Genomic DNA, 18,657 nt, shown 5'->3' with positions numbered 1-18,657 from the left:
GAAACGGTATTTTTATATTTACTGAAAAGTACATTTCATTTTTCGGAACAAATGTTTATACCGGTAGTTTTTGTGGTGATCCCCTGTGGCTCGCGGGTTTGCGCAAATGCGGAAACAATCTGAAAAAATAAAAAATAAAGTTGCTTGAACGATTCACCGTTTTTTTCGCTGAAGTAAATATGCAAAGATAATTACGCAAAATTGAGTTTCCTAACCTCGTTCATATATAAGGATTGTTCGATGTCCAACAATGGCTCGTCACCGCTGGTGCTTTGGTATAACCAACTCGGCATGAATGATGTAGACAGAGTTGGGGGCAAAAATGCCTCCCTGGGTGAAATGATTACTAACCTTTCCGGTATGGGTGTTTCCGTACCGAATGGTTTTGCAACGACCGCCGATGCGTTTAACCAGTTTCTGGACCAGAGCGGTGTAAACCAGCGCATTTATGAACTGCTGGATAAAACGGATATTGACGATGTCACCGAGCTTGCGAAAGCCGGCGCACAGATCCGCCAGTGGATTATCGACACTCCTTTCCAGCCGGAGCTGGAAAATGCCGTCCGCGATGCCTACGCTCAGCTGTCAGCAGACGATGCCCATGCCTCTTTTGCCGTGCGCTCTTCCGCCACCGCAGAAGATATGCCAGATGCGTCATTTGCCGGTCAGCAGGAAACCTTCCTCAACGTCCAGGGATTTGATGCCGTACTGGTTGCTATCAAACACGTCTTTGCCTCGCTGTTTAACGACCGAGCAATCTCTTATCGCGTTCACCAGGGTTATGACCATCGTGGCGTGGCGCTCTCTGCTGGCGTTCAGCGGATGGTGCGCTCAGACCTCGCGTCTTCCGGCGTAATGTTCTCCATCGATACTGAATCCGGTTTCGATCAGGTGGTGTTCATCACTTCCGCATGGGGCCTGGGCGAGATGGTTGTGCAGGGTGCCGTTAACCCGGATGAATTCTACGTGCACAAACCGACTCTGGCGGCAAACCGTCCGGCGATCGTCCGTCGCACAATGGGTTCGAAAAAAATCCGTATGGTCTACGCGCCAACCCAGGAACACGGCAAGCAGGTGACGATTGAAGATGTACCGCAGGAGCAGCGCGACATTTTCTCCCTGACCAACGCAGAAGTGCAGGAACTGGCGAAGCAGGCGGTACAGATCGAGAAGCACTACGGTCGTCCGATGGACATCGAATGGGCGAAAGACGGTCATACCGGCAAGCTGTTCATTGTGCAGGCGCGTCCGGAAACCGTGCGCTCGCGCGGCCAGGTGATGGAGCGTTATACGCTGCATGCTCAGGGTAAAATTATTGCTGAAGGTCGTGCTATCGGTCACCGCATTGGCGCGGGTCCGGTCAAAGTTATTCAGGACATCAGCGAAATGAACCGTATCGAACCTGGCGACGTCCTGGTTACCGACATGACCGACCCGGACTGGGAACCGATCATGAAGAAAGCGGCGGCGATTGTCACCAACCGTGGCGGTCGTACCTGTCACGCGGCGATCATTGCCCGTGAACTGGGGATCCCGGCCGTGGTTGGCTGTGGTGATGCCACCGAGCGTATGAAGGACGGTGAGAAAGTCACTGTCTCCTGTGCCGAGGGTGATACCGGTTATGTTTACGCTGAGATGCTCGACTTCAGCGTGAAGAGTTCCAGCGTGGAGACCATGCCGGATCTGCCGTTGAAGGTGATGATGAACGTGGGTAACCCGGACCGGGCTTTCGACTTCGCCTGTCTGCCAAACGAAGGTGTCGGCCTGGCGCGTCTGGAATTTATCATCAACCGCATGATTGGCGTACACCCGCGTGCGTTGCTGGAGTTCGATGACCAGACGCCTGAGCTGCAAAACGAAATCCGCGGCATGATGAAAGGTTTTGATTCCCCGCGTGAATTCTACGTTGGTCGTCTGACGGAAGGGATCGCCACGCTGGGTGCGGCGTTCTATCCAAAACGCGTTATCGTGCGTATGTCAGACTTTAAGTCCAACGAATATGCCAACCTCGTCGGCGGTGAGCGTTATGAGCCGCATGAAGAGAACCCGATGCTGGGCTTCCGCGGGGCGGGCCGTTACATTGCTGATAGCTTCCGCGACTGTTTCGCGCTGGAATGTGACGCAGTGAAACGTGTCCGTAACGATATGGGCCTGACTAACGTAGAAGTGATGGTACCGTTTGTCCGTACCGTTGCCCAGGCGAAAGCGGTAGTGGAAGAGCTGGCGCGTCAGGGGCTGAAACGCGGTGAGAACGGACTGAAGATCATCATGATGTGCGAGATCCCGTCCAACGCCTTGCTGGCCGAACAGTTCCTTGAGTACTTTGACGGCTTCTCCATCGGTTCAAACGACATGACGCAGCTGGCGTTGGGACTGGACCGTGACTCTGGTGTGGTTTCTGAACTGTTTGATGAGCGTAACGACGCGGTGAAAGCGCTGCTGTCGATGGCGATTCGTGCAGCCAAGAAACAGGGCAAATACGTGGGTATTTGCGGTCAGGGTCCATCCGATCACGAAGACTTCGCCGCCTGGCTGATGGAAGAGGGGATCGACAGTCTGTCGCTGAACCCGGACACCGTCGTGCAGACCTGGCTGAGTCTGGCTGAACTGAAGAAGTAACATCATGCCGGATGGTGGCGTAAATGCCTTACCCGGCCTACGGTTAGTATGCAACGTAGGCCGGATTTGAGGTGTTAGCATCGCCATCCGGTACTTTACCCTTCAACGCTTTCCACACTCTCCACGCTTAAACGCTGAATGATATCCTGACGCAGCTGGTATTTTTGTACCTTGCCGGACGCCGTGCGCGGTAACGTTTCGACAATGACGATGTGTTCGGGATATTTATACTTTGCCACCCGTTTGCGGCTAAAAAAGGCCACCACTGATTCCAGCGACAGCGAATGATGCGGCGGTTTCAGTACCACATAAGCGCACGACCGTTCACCTAGCCGATCGTCTGGCATCGCGACAACGCAGGCATCATGAATGTGCGGATGCTGCAATAAAATATCCTCCACTTCGCGGCTGCTGATGTTTTCCCCACCGCGCACAATAATATCTTTTTTACGCCCGGTAATTTTGATGTATCCCGCTTCGTCCATGCGGCATAAGTCGCCACTGTAATACCAGCCATCTTTATCCAGCGCGCGGGCGGTTAGTTCAGGCTCATCGAGGTAGCCCATAAAAACATTGGGACCACGCGAGACCTCTTCACCTTCGACCCCTGCAGGCAACGCATTGCGCGCTTCATCGACGACTTTAATTTCCACGCCTGCGGCGGCATATCCATCGGTGTTCATTATGCGTGAAAGTGAATCGTCGAGATTGACCAGCGCATGCGGCGAGCTCTCCGTCGAACCATAGATGCTTAACAATTTAATGCCGCGCTGTTGGCAGTCATGGGCAATCTTTTGCGGAATAGTGGTGCCACCGCATAAGAAAAAACGTAGTGATGTGAGATCACAGGGCCGTTTTTCCAGACTACACAACATGTCGTAGACGAAGGGGGTTGCACCGAGCACGCAGGTACAGCGTTGTTGCTCAAGCAGTTCAAGACAGGCGGTTGGGGTGAATATATCCAACAATACGCTGCGTGCGCCGATTAAAAACGGCGCGGTAACGCCATGCAAAAAACCGGTAGCGTGTCCCAGTGGGGCGGGCATCAAAAACACATCCTGCCAGGTGAGATTGAGTCGGGCACAGTAGGCGCGTTCGCTGGCAAGGATATTGTTGTGGGTTAACATTACGCCTTTCGGCATTCCCTCGGTCCCGGAGGTAAATAGCACGGCAGCCAGTTCATCGGCGTGAACGTTAATAACCTGGGTTAATGGCGGAGCCAGAAGCAGTTGGCTGAATGCCAGCGAGGCGGTGGCCGGTGCCAGTTTATCTACGGCGACAATCTGTTGCAGATGCGGCAACTGGTTTTGCAAGGGGAGGATCAGATCAACCGGTCGGGTCTGTTTAAACAACGTCGGTGCGAAAAAAATCTTCGCTTTGCATTTGTTCAGTACCCACACCAGTTCCGCTTCGCGCCAGGCAGGCAGCAGTGGTACGGAAACGGCTCCGGTTTTCAGGCAGGCCAGATAGATAATGGTGAACTCGCACCAGCCAGGCAACTGAAAGGCAATGCGATCGCCGGGTTGGATCCCGCAGGCTACAAACCAGGTTGCCAGACTGCTGGCAGCATCGTCGAGTGCAGCGTAGGTATATGAAGCGCCATGATTATCAACCACGGCGATTTTATCCGGCATGGCTCTGGCGGTTTGGTGCCAGTAATCGCCAAGCGAAGCATCTCCCCATAAACCCAGTTGTCGCCAGGCCTGGCGACGTTCGGCGTTAAACGTAAGTGTGATACTCATGAAGTTATTCCCAGGATTATTTCGGCATACATCTGACCGGATGGCCAGGCGGGGCCAATCCGGCGTACAACATGCAAAATCCGTTAGCCGTAGCGGAAATCAACGCCAAATGTTCCGAGCGGGTATTCCCATTGTGTGAGGATCGTGTCACCGCACAGCACCCGGCAGGTGCCGCACTCCAGGCAGCCTGCGGAATCAAAATGAATATTTCCACTCTCATCCTGTTTATACAGTCCGGCGGGGCAGGCTTTCAGCAACTTGCGAAATTCATTAAGGTCGGGATGTTCAGCCAGAATGATGTGCGGGTGGCCTTCATCAACATTAAATTTATTGACGCCCAGTTTGACGTCGACGTTAACGTTAGTGTCCTGATTCATAGTGCGGTGGCCCCCTTGATGCCGTCTTTCAGTAAGTTCATCAGCCCAATTTGCCTGGCATGGGACATGATCATCTTGCGAACGGGCTGATTTGGGCTTCCGTCGACGGTAAACATATCGTTCATGATATCGGCCACCATGCGGGGATACTGGGTGAACAGGCGCGGGTTTTCCATCAGCGCCGGGATCTTGCGAAAATGCTGTAAATCACGCATCACACAGCCCTGTTCGAGGGCGCGTTTGTAATCCATCAGGCTACTGGCCGAGTAATCCTGGCGCTCTTTTGCTGCAATGGCTGTTTGGGCGGCGGCTTCTGCGGAAGCTATCGCCAAATCCATGCCGCGCACGGTATAACCCAGATTCAGACAGAAACCAGCGGCATCGCCGACGATCATTACCCCGTCATCAACCAGTTTCGGAACCATTGCCAGACCGCCTTCCGGTACCATATGTGCGGAATACTCCAGCAGTTCTCCGCCGGCAATCAGCGGACGAATAGTCGGGTGTCGCTTAAAGTCTTCCAGCATTTGCGGAATGCTTTTCGTGGCATGGGCAATATCCCCCAGACCACACACCAGGCCCAGAGAGATGGAATCCTGGTTGGTATACAGAAATCCGCCTCCCATCAGTCCATTAGACGGTGAGCCTGCGAACAGCCAGGCTGCACCTTCGTTGCCTGACAGATTGAACCGATCCGCAATCACCGCCGACGGTAAGCCGATCAGCTCTTTTACGCCAACGGCATAGTGCTGCGCAGAAGAGGGGGGAACCATTCCCAGCGACCGTCCCAGCATAGAATTAACGCCATCGGCAAGGATGACAATATTGGCTTCAAGGATATCGTCCCCGGCTTGCACACCGGTGACCTTATTGCCTTCGCGAATTAGCGCGTCGACGCGCACGCCGGGGATGAACTGCACGCCAGCCTGTTCCGCTTTTTCCATGAGCCATGGGTCAAGCCGGTTGCGCAAAACGGTATAAGAGTCCTGCGCTGGCGCGTTGTCTTTTTCACGATGGAAGTCGAGGGTAACGGCGCTCTCTTCGGTCAGGAAGGAGATTTTTTCGCGGGTGACTTTACGTTCGAGAGGCGCTTCCTGCGCGAATCCGGGCATGATGCGCTCAAGGCTATGCGCGTAGAGTCTCCCGCCGGTCATATTTTTACTGCCCGCACTGTTGCCGCGCTCGATAACCAGTACGTCCAGTCCGGCCCGGGCCATAACGTAACCTGCCATTGTACCCGCTACACCAGCACCGACCACAATGGCATCAAATTTTTCATCTGACATGCTTTATGCTCCTTTCCCGCCGCGAGGGCAGCGGGAGATGTGCGTTAAACGGGGTTAGCGGCTGAGATGGTCGATAAGGGCCGGAACCACTTTGTAGATGTCGCCCACCAGACCGTAATCGGCGTAATTGAAAATAGGGGCTTTTTTATCTTTGTTGATGGCGACAATGACTTTCGCGCCGTTACCGCCGACCATATGCTGAATTTGTCCTGAGATGCCCAGCGTGAGATACAGGTCTGATTTCAATAACACGCCAGAAACGCCAATGTAGCGTTCGCGTTCCATCCAGTTTTCGCCTTCGGCAATCGGTCGTGAACAACCCACTTCAGCACCCAGCACGGATGCCAGGTGGCGCACCATTTCCAGATCGTTTTGCGCCACCAGACCGCGACCCACACCCACCACGCGCCTGGCTTTACTGAGATCCACGCTGCTCACGGATTTGGCGCGACGCTCCAGGCACATCACTTCATGGTGCGGCGCGATGTACGTTGCTGAGACAACCGGGCAGTTGTGTGAGGCGTTTTCCGCGACCGGTTCAAGCTGGCCTGGAGCAAGTGTGATAATCGCCAGCGTACTTTTGATTTTTTCTTTGCCAAATGCCAGACCACCATACATCCGGTGTTCGGCGAACAAAATGCCTGCATCCAGCGTTACCGATGTGGCGTCGTTCACCATCGCTGCGTTGAGCTGAATGCTTAAGCGTGCGCCAAGGGATTTGGCTCGTTTAGTCGCGGACATCAGCAGCAGCCCGGCGTGTTCCTGCATCAGGGCGGCGATGGTCTCAGCGTAATTTTCAACACGCTGTAAACCGGAGGTTGCGTCGAGCACGACTATCTTATCGGCGCCCAGGGCTTGCAACTGATTGGCCTGGTCGCTGCCTTGTACGATAAGGTGTACCTGCTCACCCCACAGGCGAGCGCCGGCCATTAATTCTGCATAGCGTTCTACGTTATCGCTGAACACCCAGACGTTGGCTAATTTACTCATGATGATTTCTCTCCGTTGGGCTTAGTTCAGGGCTTTTTTCAGGTGTTCAGCCAGTTTGGCAATGGCTTCTGCTGAGTCATTTTCCAGAATGGTGTGCTGACGTTCTGTTTGCGGCGGCACGGTAAGGCTCACCAGTTCCGCTAACGGTGACGCAGGTATCCAACCAATATCGCTGGCTTGCCACGGGGTGACCGGTTTTTTACCCGCGCCCAGAATCGCCTTCATCGAGGGAATACGCGGTGTGTTGATATCCGACGTCACGCACAGTACGGCGGGGAGCGGCAGATCAATTACTTCGACTTCATCTTCAAGCGTGCGCTCAACCACAAGGCGATCGCCGTTACGTTGGATGCTGCTGACGGCATTAATCACCGGGAGCTGTAATAGTTCCCCAACCAGTAAGCCGACCTGCTGCGCGTAGATATCCCCCGATCCTTCACCGAACAGCATCAGGTCGAAATCCATATTGTTGGCCGCACAGGCCAGCGCCTGAGCGGTATCCCGGGGTAATGAATGCTCCAGTTGTGGATCCTGCACCATATACAAACTGTCCGGCCCGCGGGACAGCACGTCTTTACGCACTTTGGAGTTTTGTAGTAGCGACCCGCCCACCGTTAAGGCGACGATTTCATCACCCTCTGCGCTAAGCTGCGCTGCGGCCTCTATCGCATTTAAGTCAAACTGGCTGATTTTGGCATCGGCCCGGTCAAAGTTAAGCGAGCGCTGTGGGGTAACAACAATGTCCTGTTCTTCAGGCACCAACTTAAAGCAGGTTATTATTTTCATGGCATCTCCAGTGATTCTCGTGTGGATGATGACGTGGTGCGTCATTATCGACAGTAGGGAAAATTGACTGAAAATAGTGTGCGACAGAGGGAGGGCTGTTTTCGACGGGGAAATCTGTTTTCATTGCCAACAATCTTGCAAAAAAAACGTCCCGGGAATGCCTGGTTTATCAGCAATAATCAGACGGTGCGTACCAGAGGAAAAAACGGGAACACAAAGACAGTGAAAATAATTGCGAAATGCGTCATGTTTTTAATCGCCTCTGCGCTGAATTTGTTTCTTATATGTAAATTATTAATGCAGACTTAATAACATTTATTCTTTTTGATTATTATAAAACGCAAATAATCAATGGCAGCAATGTACCAAAGCAAAAGGTGTCATCTTGCAGACGGCGCAAATAATTTTGTTTCGCCGGGAAGGAATAACGTTGTATAACGTCATTATCATTTTTATTTTCTGATATTAATAATCCCAAAATTGCTGCCTTTAGGTGGAGGTTGTCATGTATCAACGCTGCTTTGATAATGCCGTGGAGACCCTTTTTGAACAGGGGAAAACCCCGAGATTCTCGCGATTCGTCATCAGTGATGACCCTAACTGGGAGTCGGGTCATCACGTTCACGATAATGAAACAGAGCTTATTTATGTCAAAAAAGGGGTCGCAAGATTAATTATCGATTCGTCGCTGTATGTCGCGCATGCCGGGGATATCGTGGTGATAGAGCAAGGGCGACTCCATGCGGTTGCTTCGGATAGTAGCGCGCCTGCAACGACTTACACCTGCGCGCTCTACGGTTTTCGTTTCAACGGCTGGCAGGATAATCAGCTATTGCAGATGCACTCGTGTCCGGTGATTAGCGTTACTCAGGGGAAGGAGGTTATTAAGAGTATCTTTAATGAGTTGGGGGTTATGCTCCCCCAGAGCAAAAATAACCTGACATCTTCAGCCTACGACGCTTTTGCTTATGCTCTAACCGTTTTATTTTACGAAAACTTTAAAAATGCCTATCGTTCTGAGCAAGGTTATATTAAAAAAGATGTCTTAATTAAAGATGTGCTGGTTTATTTAAATAATAACTTCCGTGAAAAAATTACTCTCGATCAGTTATCCAAAAAATTCCGGGCCAGCGTGAGTTATATCTGCCATGAATTTACTAAGGAGTATCGAATTTCGCCGATCAATTATGTGATTCAGCGACGAATGACCGAGGCGAAATTTGCCCTGACGAATACGGAAGCTTCGTTAGCGGAAATCTCCTGGCGGGTAGGGTATGAAAATGTCGATCACTTTGCCAAACTCTTTCAGCGGCATGTGGGTTGTACCCCCAGTGATTATCGCAAGCAGTTTAAAAATAATCTGGTTGAGCAGGAATGTTTGATGCCAGAGGTCTGATTATCCAGGCTCGTGCCGGAAAACGCTTGTGCGCTATCCGGCACGAATTACCGCTTACTTATTCTGGTAATCTTTCAGGATTTGGCGTCCGGCGACGTAAATCATAATTTCGTCGGTGCCGCCGCCAATGCGCTCGCAGCGAACATCGCGCCAGAATCGGGAAACGCGCGCTTCATCGGTGTAACCCAGCCCGCCCATGATCTGAATGGCGTCATCAATCACTTCCATTGCCGTGCGGGCGCAATACAGTTTTGCCAACGCCGCGCTGGTCCGCAGCGACTGTTCCTGATCGGCCTGCCAGGCCACTTTCAACACCATATTGCGCATGTTTTCAATTTTAATCGCCATCAGCGCCAGTTTTTCCTGGATCATCTGGTTATGGCCAATCGGTTTACCAAATGCGATGCGCTGGTTAGCGTAACGGGCGGCATCTTCGAAGGCGCACTCGGCGAAACCGGTACTACGCGCGGCGTTGATCAACCGTTCCATCTCAAAGTTGTACATGACGTTGAGGAAGCCCATGCCTTCTTCGCCGACCATATCGCTTTCGTCTACTTCAACATCATCAAGATAAACTTCGCAGGTGCTGAGCATGTGCCAGCCGATTTTATGCAGCGGATTAACCTTAATGCCGGGTTTCTTCGAATCCACCCACCACAGTGTAAAGGCTTTCTTCGGATCTTTCGGCTCCGGATCGCGAGCCAGTACCAGCATATAAGGGTACTCTTTAGCGCCGGTGATAAAGGTTTTTTGCCCGTTGAGATATACCTTGCCGTTTTTGCGGGTGTAGCTGGTGGTGGCGCTGTTATTGTCTGAACCTGCTCCCGGTTCGGTTAATGCCAGCGCATAAGCCGGATCGCCCGTTTCCATGGTGCTTTCTGCCGTTTTACGTAACTGCTCGGCGGAGCCAAAACGACGCATACTGTGAATGCACTGACCGTTCGTGATTAAAAAAGCGGGTGCGCCACATTTGGAAACTTCCATCAGTGCCAACATCTGCGTGACGTAATCTGCCGGGATACCGCCGAACTCTTCCGGAACGCCCAGCATTGAAATACCGTTGTCCGCAAGGGCGCGCATAAACTCTTTCGGATAGGTCGCCGTCTGATCGCAGGTACGGAAATATTCCTCCGGGAAATTGCTGGTAATCAGTTCGCGAATGCTGGCAAGCAGCAGCTCTTGTTCTTCAGTTAATGAAAAATCCATCAGGGTACTCCTTTTAATTGGCGGCATCGGGCAATATAAAACCCATCGAAGCATCGATAAATAATCTTTCGTCCATCATTTTCAGTTCCGGAGAAATAACCGGAGGGAAATCCATTTTGTCCAGAATGTCTTCCTGTAAAGAGACTCCTGGCGCAATTTCGACTAAATGAAGACCATCTTCTTTTAACGTAAATACAGCACGCTCGGTGATGTAACGCACATCCAGTCCGCGCTCGAGTGCAATTTTTCCGCTGAAAGTGACTTCAGGTAATTCGTTGACGAATTTTTTCACCCGGCCTTCCTGCACGATATTTAATTTGCCATTGGCAACTTCCGTTTTCAGGCTTCCGGCAGTTAAGGTGCCGCAAAATATTATTTTCTTCGAGGTCGCGCTAATATCGATAAAACCGCCGGTCCCCATAATTTTGCCATTGAATTTATGTACGCCGACGTTGCCGTGGCGATCCACTTCGGCGAAGCTTAAATAGCATACATCCAGCCCACCGCCGTGGTAGAAGTCAAACTGGGAGGTCATATCCAGAATCGCGCGGGTGTTGACGTTGGCGCCAAAAGCGATGCCCTGGGAGGTAATTCCGCCAATCGGACCGGTCTCGACCGTCAGAATAAAGTCGTCAGCGCAGCCTTCTTCGCGAGCAACGAGACCAATACCATCGGCGATACCCACGCCAACGTTGCCGACCGCGCCTTTACGCATTTCGAACAGGGCGCGTCGGGCCACCAGTTTACGCTGATTGAGCGGCAGGGCAGTCTGCTGGCTGTCATCAAGGACAAAATCGCCCGAGATAAAGCGGTTAACCGGCGCGCCGCCGTACAATTGAGTTTGATCGGGATCGATGACCACAATATCGACCAGATAGCCCGGAATACGCACGGCTTTTGGGTGCAGTGTGGCTTTCTTCACCATTTTTTGCACCTGCATCATGACGATGCCGCCGTTGTTGTGAACGGCCTGAGCAATCACCAGCGCGTCGAGATACATAACTTCATCTTCAAACGTGGCGTAACCTTCGCTGTCGCAGGTGGTGGCGCGAATAAAGGCGATGTTTGGCGCAATGGCTTTGTAGTAGAGGTACTCTTTGTTATCAATTTCCACCAGCTTGATCAGATCTTCGGTGGTCACTTCATTCAGCTTTCCGCCCTGTTGGCGGGGATCGACAAATGTTCCGATACCGATCTCACTCAGAATACCCGGCTGGTGGGCTGCCGAGGCACGCAGGGTCTGGGTTAATACGCCCTGAGGATAGTTATAGGCGGCAATTTTATTCTGCTCAGCGAGGTCGGAAATTCGTGGTGATTGTCCCCAGTGGCCGCATAATGCCCATTTGACTAAACCTTCTTGTGCTAACGGGCTAATTCCACGGTCAGCACGGTCACCTAATCCCGTTGGGCTAATCAATGATAAGTTTCGGGGTGAGTGTGCATTTTTATATTTTTCAGCCAGCGCATTAATTAATGTTGTTGCTTCGAGAATACCGCCGCCTGCGCCTAATACGCAGAGCGTTGCCTCATCAGGAATATAATTAATGGCATCCGCTGCGGATAATACGGGGACCCGACCATCAATGCGTTTTGGTCTTGATAATTTCATATGAACTCCAGATTATATGCGTGCGACTACCTGTCGCTATATTCGACAATAATAATGTGAGTTATTTAATAATGTCCGGCCATCTGCCCGATATTCGTGATTAAGCGAATATCTGGGGCAGGGCATTACTGATATTAATATGGATAAACGGTACTATTACGCCTGATGCAATATGGTCAAAACAGTACGTAGGTCGGTGACCGAAATTTGCCCAGGGGCAGAGGCTTTTTTCACCGCGCCAAAGGTTGCCGCTGAACCGAAAACCTCACCGGACAGACGTGAAATCACCCCTGTTTTAGCCATCGACATAGTAATGATCGGGCGATCGGCATAGCGTTCCTGCATTTCCAGAGTTGCGCCAAGCAGGGTCAATACATCCGTTTTGTTTTGCGGCATCAGGGCGATTTTCGGGATATCAGCGCCAAGCTCCTGCATTTTACGCAGGCGCAGGACAATCTCTTGTGCCGCTGGCGTCTTATGGAAATCATGATTCGACATAATGACGGCGACATTTTTTGCATGTGCATATTCGACGGTGCCTTTAATCAGTTCGTCACCGGTGAAAAGCTCCAGGTCAATCATATCGACCAGACCGCTATCTACCGCCGCACGGTTTAGCGCAATATAGTTTTCGACAGCCAGCGCCTGTTCACCACCTTCTTTGGCACTACGGAAGGTGAACAGCAGCGGTTTGTCAGACATCACATCGCGGATGGCGCGTGCAGCTTCCAGTACGGCATCAACGGAGGACACCTCGGTGAAATGGTCAACGCGCCATTCCAGAATGTCGAAATCCGCCTCGCGATAGGCCAGCGCTTCGCTTTTTACCGTTGCGATGTCTTTACCCATCAGTGAGACAATGATCTTCGGCGCACCCTCGCCAATGACGAGGTTTTTTACGGTTACGGTTTTCATCGATTACCCTTTAAATATTTTACAAATGCTTGCCCATCAGGCTGCAAAACCCATAACCTGTTTCACATACTCAAGAGGGAAATCTTTCCCGGTCCAGAGTTTAAACTGTTCAGCCCCTTGCCATAACAACATGCCGTAACCATCAATCGTTTTGCAACCGGCAAGTTGTGCCTGTTGCAATAATTTGGTCATATGCGGGTTGTAGACGCATTCAGTCACCAGCAGATCCGGGCGTAGCAGGGAAACGTCGGTCACCAGAGATTCGTTCTCCAGCGGCTTCATTCCCACTTTCGTACCGTTGGTCAGAATATCCGCGCTTGCCAGTGCGTCCGCAAAAGCCTGTCGATCGTCGAGATCGATAACGGTGACCACGCAATCGGTATTTTCATTAACACGTTTGGCGAATTCCTGCGCTTTGGCAAAGAACTCATCTTGACGGTTAAAGAGTTTGATTTCTTTGATGCCTTCAATCGCCGCCTGGGCGCCAATGGCCGTTGACGCGCCGCCTGCGCCCAACAGTACCATGGTTTTACCCCTGATATCGAAACCGCTTTCCTTGATGGCACGAATATGACCTGTACCATCAGTATTGTAGCCGCGCAGGTAACCATCATCATTGACGATAGTATTAATCGCGCCGACCAGTTTGGCTGCAGGCGTTAATTCATCAACATATTCACATGCCAGTTGTTTGTTGGGCATTGAGACTCCGGTACCGCGCATCTTTAAAGCCTTCAGCCCGGCAATCGCATTAGCAAACGTGGAGTTATCGACTTCAAATGCCATGTAGGTAAAAGGTAATCCCGCTTTTTCTAATGCCTTATTTTGCATTTCAGGCGACAAGCTGTGTCTGATAGGGTAGGCCATCAGACCAATCAGTTCATATTTTGCAGTTACGTCCATTTGATACTCCTTCTAAGCAATTTATTGAAAATAACGTTCGCCCAACCGCACATCATTTTTGGGAATATCAAATACGCGGTAGTAACGAATAAAGACGATGATGGCGGTGATGAAGGCCAGCAAAGCAAATGCGAGGTCCAGCAAAATGATGTACTGCAGGCCAATGTTTGAAAGGTATCCGGTGATTAATGGGATAATAAAGTTGGCTACGCCCCCCATCATCATATAAATACTGGTGACCTTGGCTTTGCTCCTGGGGAAAAACTCTGACATCACCGAAACGCCGAGCTGTAAAATACCGCCTGCGGCAGAAAACCCGATAAGAAATGAACCGGCGTTACACACCAATGGGGATGGATATAAATAGATAACCGCTGCGGTGAGGGTTGCCAGCCCGGCGTTAAACACATTCGCCCAAATGGGTCGAACCATTTTCTTGAGCAGTGCAGCAAAAATAAACACGCAGACCAGCGATCCCATACTGTAGTAAGAGATGGTTTTCAGCGCGTCGGCTTCTGCCATGCCGGCAAATGCCATCGCGTATTTCGGCATCCAGACTACGATGACGTAAAAGGTCGAAAATGCGGCCACCCCAAACATAACGGAGGCTACGCCTTCCAGCCAGACCAGCGGTTTACTGTTCATCTGTGGTAGCTCTTTTGCAATGCCCGCATCCACCATCTGGCTGGGGAAACGGCTTTTGAGCAGCATCAACGTTATGACGACGAACAGTACCCCCGGGATAATGACCGCATAGCCATACCAGATATGGTTGAGCAGCATGGTGCTGACGACGATGGGGTAGATCATCTGCCCAAATGAGACCATCGCTTTAACCAGGATAACCGCTGACCCAGACGCCTTAGGGAAGCATTCCATCAAAGCCGGATAGCCACCTGTATCCAGGGCCGAGTTAGCGACGCCGACACAAACAGCGAGAATAAAGGCAATCATCAGATTCGGGCTGGCGGGAATGCCGAAGAAAAACAGCATGTACAGAATTGCCCCTAACAGAATGATAGCCCGTCTACCAAATTTATCTGAGAGCACGCCAAAGAATAAAATACTCACCAGGCGACCAAGACCAATGCCGGAAATTAAATAGGCTATCCCAGCATTGTCAGTGGAGAATTTTTCTGCGAGAGAGCTCATATTTTGCGCCAGTGTAATGACGCTAATGCCGTGTAAAAAATAACTTAAATAAATACAGATTATCGCCAAAAGGAATGGCGTATTAAAGGTCTTATTTTGAGACATGTTCACAACTCCTTGCGGATTTTAAAATTGTTCTGTGCTCGTCGATTTTGTTTAAATTGCGGCGACCTTGTGATTAATATACCGAGGCGCTGATATTGTGCCTACATAGCATGGCGTTTAAGTTACCAGGTATGTTGCATGCTCAACTGTGAAACTTAATTCTTTCAACCAAGATTTTGCTGAAGTTTTAAAACCGCGACCAATTATTTTGCAGCGGGGGAGAACAATATTGCATCCGCATTATTTTACGACCGTCGCCATGTTTAGTTGCTGCTTTGTCGCGATACGGCTGCGATAGCCAATAAACAATGCTAACAGGAAGCCTACCGCAGCTATGCCGGTATCAAACCACATGATGTGAGCAATGCTGGTCTGCGAGAGTCTTGCCGTTATCAGTGGGATGGTGAAGGTCGCAATGCTGCCCGCGCTGTAGTAAATCCCGGTAGCTTTGCCCTTCGCATCGGGAAAGCGTGCGGCCATCAGCGTTAAACCGATTTGTACAACGCCTCCGGCTGAAGAGAAACCGATGACAAACGCGAAGACGATCACCATGTAGATCGACGGATGCAGGCAGACCATCAGCAATGCGATAAATGAGATAAAGGTGTACAGCATTAACAGAGAGGTTGCGCGCCCCGTCTTTCGTGCCAGTGGCGCGGTGATCAACACACACAGTAGAGAACCGCAGGTGTAAATGCTTAACAGCTTGATCGATAAGGTGTAGGACATCCCGGCGACAAACTGTCCGTACTGTGCCAACCACTGGCTTATCAGATAAAATGTCGCCATGGCGATGTAGCCGTACAGAGTGTAACTGGCGAGATCGAGAAGAGAACAACGATGTTCAGATTGTATGCTTTTCTGTTCAACGGGTAATGCCTTGAGGGGGGCTTGATGCCCAGGATGGGCCGGGAATCGACAGCGAAACAAAAATACGCCATTGATTAGCATTACCGCGGCCGCCACAAAGAAGGACCAGCCAAACCAAAGTTCTGCCCACACCAGCAGACTGATAATCATCGGCAGCAGAAACTGACCGATGGAAACAAACGCTTTAATTAAGATATTAGCCGTGCCGGGAGAGCGGGGAAACGCCTCCATCAGGCTGGGGTAAGTTCCGGCGTCAAGAAAACTGTTTGCCATTCCGGCTAAAAATCCAAAAGCATAGGCAATATAAATGCTGTGAGTATTGATGATGCCTACAAAGAACAGCAGGTAGCAGACCATACCGAAAATAATAAACGGTCTGCGGCCATAGCGATCGGAAAGCATACCCGCCACCAATAAGACGCTTAAACGGCCAATGCCGAGTGAGGAAATAACAATTGAGACCCCTGCGGCATCGGTGTGCCACTGTTGTTCCAGTGAAGACATATTGAGGCTCATCAGAATGACCCCCATGCCGTGTACCAGGTAATTAAAGTACAGCCCTATCGCAGTGGAGAAATAGGTGTTTTTCATAATATGTTACTCAGCGAAAAGGCTAAATGAGTGTGGCGCTGCGGTCTCTTAACACAAACGCTCAAGGTCGTGGGCATACAGTTCAACAGCGGCCGATTGATAGATTTTCCAGTCGAGAAAATCATCGTGCTGATAAACCGCCTGAAAAGAGATCAGATCGGGAAAGAAACGCATGGTGTTATTACCGATACGGTTATTTATTTTTTCGATAATGGCGTTAATTCTTAACTTTCGTCTGGCTTTCATTTCTGCACAAATGCGCGTGATGTCTTCCGGGATTTCCCTTTCGCCATTCTCCCATTGTTGCCAGGCGGCAACATTGTGATCCCGCGAGATATACATAGCGCTTTCTTCTACCGTCATAGCAAAAATATGGCGGATAGCCTGGAGTTCTAATGCGTTCATTATTTGATCACCTCATAAAAGACGGTGGAATAGTAATAACATTGCTGTGGATATTTCGGCTTGAAGAGAGTCACAGTATCTTGTGCAATATTATTTGTTTATCAACGGGGAAGAGGGGATCTGTTGTGCGGTAAGGTTGGTGGCGAGGCGCGCGAAGGACAAAAAAAAGCCCATCGTGGGAGATGGGCAAAGACTACACACAGCAATTCGTTGTTTCACTCAGGGGATTTCCATGCTTATAAATCAATGTGTTGATCTAAAGCCATGGGCTAATAGTAGGCATACTGATTTTTTACGTCGATCAGATTCATCTCAATAGTTTAAAAACTGTAAATAATTTGCGAAGCAAATGAGTATTTAAAGAAGGATAACGTTGGGTCTTATTCAGTAAGCGGGCGGAATTGATTAGTATTGTTAAACAATCAGGCGGCGGTGCCGCCTGACGTGGGATTACTTATTGCGTTCGATTTCAGCAATTTCTTCGAGGATTTCGTCGGGATCGCTACCTGGCGCAGGGGCTTCGTTTACCCAGGCGGAGAACAGACGCCAGGACACGGCCAGTACCACCGGGCCGATAAACAGACCAATCATGCCGAAGGCAATCAGTCCGCCGATGACCCCTGAGAGAATCAGGATCAGCGGCAAATCGGCCCCCATGCGAATCAACATCGGGCGAATAACGTTATCCAGCGTTCCGACCACGCCGCTCCACACCAGCAGCACCGTGCCCCAGGTTGAATCGCCCGTCCAGTACAGCCAGATAATGGCCGGGACCAGCACCGGCAATGGCCCCAGTTGCACCAGACAAGACAGGATCATCAATACCGCCAGCAACGTGGCGTACGGCACGCCGGTTACCGCCAGACCAATACCACCGAGCACTGCCTGCACCAGCGCGGTGACCACAACGCCTAATGCGACGGCGCGAATGGCTTGTGCTGCCAGCAGAATGGCGGCATCGCCACGTTTGGATGCCAGGCGACAAGCGAAGTGGCGAATACCTAACGCCACCTGTTCACCGCGCCAGTACAGCAGGGCGCTGAACAGCAGCATCAGACCACAGTGCATCATAAAGCGGCCAAGATGTGCAGCCTGGCCAACAAACCAGGTCGTCGTCGTGCCGATATAAGGACGAACCTTGGCCATGATGGCCGCGCCGCCCATATCCAGCAGACTGTGCCAAGCGGCATACAATTTGGCGCCGACCAACGGAATACTGTTCAGCCACGCCAGATCCGGCAGGGTCATATCGCCTGCGGTTACGGCATGGATCAATGGCCCGCTGCCATCAACAATGCTATTGACCAGTAGCGCGATAGGAATGATGAACAACAGCACCAGCAGCAGGGTCATCACCAGCACGGCCAGCGAGCGACGGCCCCAGAGCAATTTTTGTAAGCGTAGCAGGATCGGCCAGGTCGCAATGACCACCGTCCCCGCCCATGCAAAACCGAGGATAAAGGGCTGAACAATCCAAAGACAGGCCACAATCATGACGGCTAAAAACAGCGCCGATAGCAGCACTTGTGCAATATCCTTGGGCTGGCGGAAATTTACCATAAATACTTTTCACCTTTGTCTTTGCGCCAGAACGTTGACGCGACGTGAACACTTAAATGACACCCTGTAATGATGAGCAATTTCAGCGGTTTTTAACAGGCGGATTCTGCCTGTAAATCTGCTGAGCGTATTAGAAAAAAATGTG

At 51.0% G+C, this 18,657-nt stretch carries 15 protein-coding genes and 1 other RNA gene; 2 read left to right on the top strand and 14 right to left on the bottom strand.

All coding sequences use genetic code 11. The annotated features are described in order from the left end of the window. Positions 1-240: 240 nt before the first annotated feature. Positions 241-2,619 (top strand): phosphoenolpyruvate synthase, encoded by a 2,379-nt coding sequence (gene ppsA / locus HV311_RS13545; protein ID WP_016152885.1) that lies wholly within the window; start codon positions 241-243, stop codon positions 2,617-2,619. Positions 2,620-2,714: 95 nt separating this feature from the next. Here ppsA and fadK read toward each other — a convergent pair whose 3' ends face one another. The 5 genes from fadK to HV311_RS13520 form a co-directional block, all read right to left on the bottom strand. Continuing rightward, the gene (gene fadK / locus HV311_RS13540; protein ID WP_191220067.1) at positions 2,715-4,361 is read right to left on the bottom strand and encodes a medium-chain fatty-acid--CoA ligase; all 1,647 of its coding nucleotides are present in this window, start codon (positions 4,359-4,361) and stop codon (positions 2,715-2,717) included. Positions 4,362-4,444: 83 nt separating this feature from the next. Then, positions 4,445-4,738: a ferredoxin gene (locus tag HV311_RS13535; RefSeq protein ID WP_016152887.1), complete on the bottom strand. Its 294-nt coding sequence runs from the start codon at positions 4,736-4,738 to the stop codon at positions 4,445-4,447. After that, complete coding sequence (locus tag HV311_RS13530) at positions 4,735-6,024, bottom strand: FAD-dependent oxidoreductase (protein ID WP_046275857.1); 1,290 nt, start codon at positions 6,022-6,024, stop codon at positions 4,735-4,737. The genes HV311_RS13535 and HV311_RS13530 overlap by 4 nt, the downstream gene beginning before the upstream one ends. Positions 6,025-6,078: 54 nt before the next feature. Then, positions 6,079-7,014, bottom strand: a complete 936-nt coding sequence (locus HV311_RS13525) for an electron transfer flavoprotein subunit alpha (RefSeq protein ID WP_191220066.1) — start codon at positions 7,012-7,014, stop codon at positions 6,079-6,081. A gap of 21 nt (positions 7,015-7,035) precedes the next feature. Beyond that, positions 7,036-7,800, bottom strand: a complete 765-nt coding sequence (locus HV311_RS13520) for an electron transfer flavoprotein (RefSeq protein WP_191220065.1) — start codon at positions 7,798-7,800, stop codon at positions 7,036-7,038. A 505-nt stretch (positions 7,801-8,305) separates the two neighbouring features. Between HV311_RS13520 and HV311_RS13515 the strand changes: the two genes are divergently transcribed. Further along, the gene (locus HV311_RS13515; protein ID WP_016152891.1) at positions 8,306-9,196 is read left to right on the top strand and encodes an AraC family transcriptional regulator; all 891 of its coding nucleotides are present in this window, start codon (positions 8,306-8,308) and stop codon (positions 9,194-9,196) included. A gap of 54 nt (positions 9,197-9,250) precedes the next feature. Here HV311_RS13515 and HV311_RS13510 read toward each other — a convergent pair whose 3' ends face one another. From HV311_RS13510 to ydiK, 9 genes are all read right to left on the bottom strand, one after another. Then, positions 9,251-10,402: an acyl-CoA dehydrogenase gene (locus tag HV311_RS13510; protein ID WP_003836610.1), complete on the bottom strand. Its 1,152-nt coding sequence runs from the start codon at positions 10,400-10,402 to the stop codon at positions 9,251-9,253. 13 nt (positions 10,403-10,415) lie between these two features. Continuing rightward, positions 10,416-12,011 carry an acyl CoA:acetate/3-ketoacid CoA transferase gene (locus HV311_RS13505; RefSeq protein WP_191220064.1) on the bottom strand — a complete coding sequence of 532 codons (1,596 nt, stop codon included), beginning with the start codon at positions 12,009-12,011 and terminating at the stop codon, positions 10,416-10,418. A gap of 156 nt (positions 12,012-12,167) precedes the next feature. Then, a complete protein-coding gene (gene aroD / locus HV311_RS13500; RefSeq protein ID WP_191220063.1) occupies positions 12,168-12,926 on the bottom strand; it encodes a type I 3-dehydroquinate dehydratase in 759 nt (252 codons plus the stop codon). A 36-nt stretch (positions 12,927-12,962) separates the two neighbouring features. After that, on the bottom strand, positions 12,963-13,829 hold the full coding sequence (gene ydiB / locus HV311_RS13495; RefSeq protein ID WP_016156358.1) for a quinate/shikimate dehydrogenase: 867 nt from the start codon (positions 13,827-13,829) through the stop codon (positions 12,963-12,965). A 21-nt stretch (positions 13,830-13,850) separates the two neighbouring features. Next, on the bottom strand, positions 13,851-15,086 hold the full coding sequence (locus tag HV311_RS13490; protein ID WP_047417810.1) for an MFS transporter: 1,236 nt from the start codon (positions 15,084-15,086) through the stop codon (positions 13,851-13,853). 240 nt (positions 15,087-15,326) lie between these two features. Beyond that, the gene (locus tag HV311_RS13485) at positions 15,327-16,547 is read right to left on the bottom strand and encodes an MFS transporter (RefSeq protein ID WP_191220062.1); all 1,221 of its coding nucleotides are present in this window, start codon (positions 16,545-16,547) and stop codon (positions 15,327-15,329) included. A 48-nt stretch (positions 16,548-16,595) separates the two neighbouring features. Next, positions 16,596-16,952 (bottom strand): YdiL family protein, encoded by a 357-nt coding sequence (locus tag HV311_RS13480; protein ID WP_016156361.1) that lies wholly within the window; start codon positions 16,950-16,952, stop codon positions 16,596-16,598. Positions 16,953-17,110: 158 nt separating this feature from the next. Continuing rightward, positions 17,111-17,218: antisense sRNA RprA (gene rprA, locus HV311_RS13475), an RNA gene on the bottom strand. 184 nt (positions 17,219-17,402) lie between these two features. Next, positions 17,403-18,512 carry an AI-2E family transporter YdiK gene (ydiK, locus tag HV311_RS13470; protein ID WP_016156362.1) on the bottom strand — a complete coding sequence of 370 codons (1,110 nt, stop codon included), beginning with the start codon at positions 18,510-18,512 and terminating at the stop codon, positions 17,403-17,405. Between the last annotated feature and the right edge of the window lie 145 nt (positions 18,513-18,657).

Source organism: Citrobacter sp. RHBSTW-00881, assembly GCF_013728515.1.
GTDB lineage: Bacteria > Pseudomonadota > Gammaproteobacteria > Enterobacterales > Enterobacteriaceae > Citrobacter > Citrobacter braakii.
The sequence above is the reverse complement of the archived record's forward strand: the minus strand, read 5'-3'. Positions and strand labels throughout refer to the sequence as shown.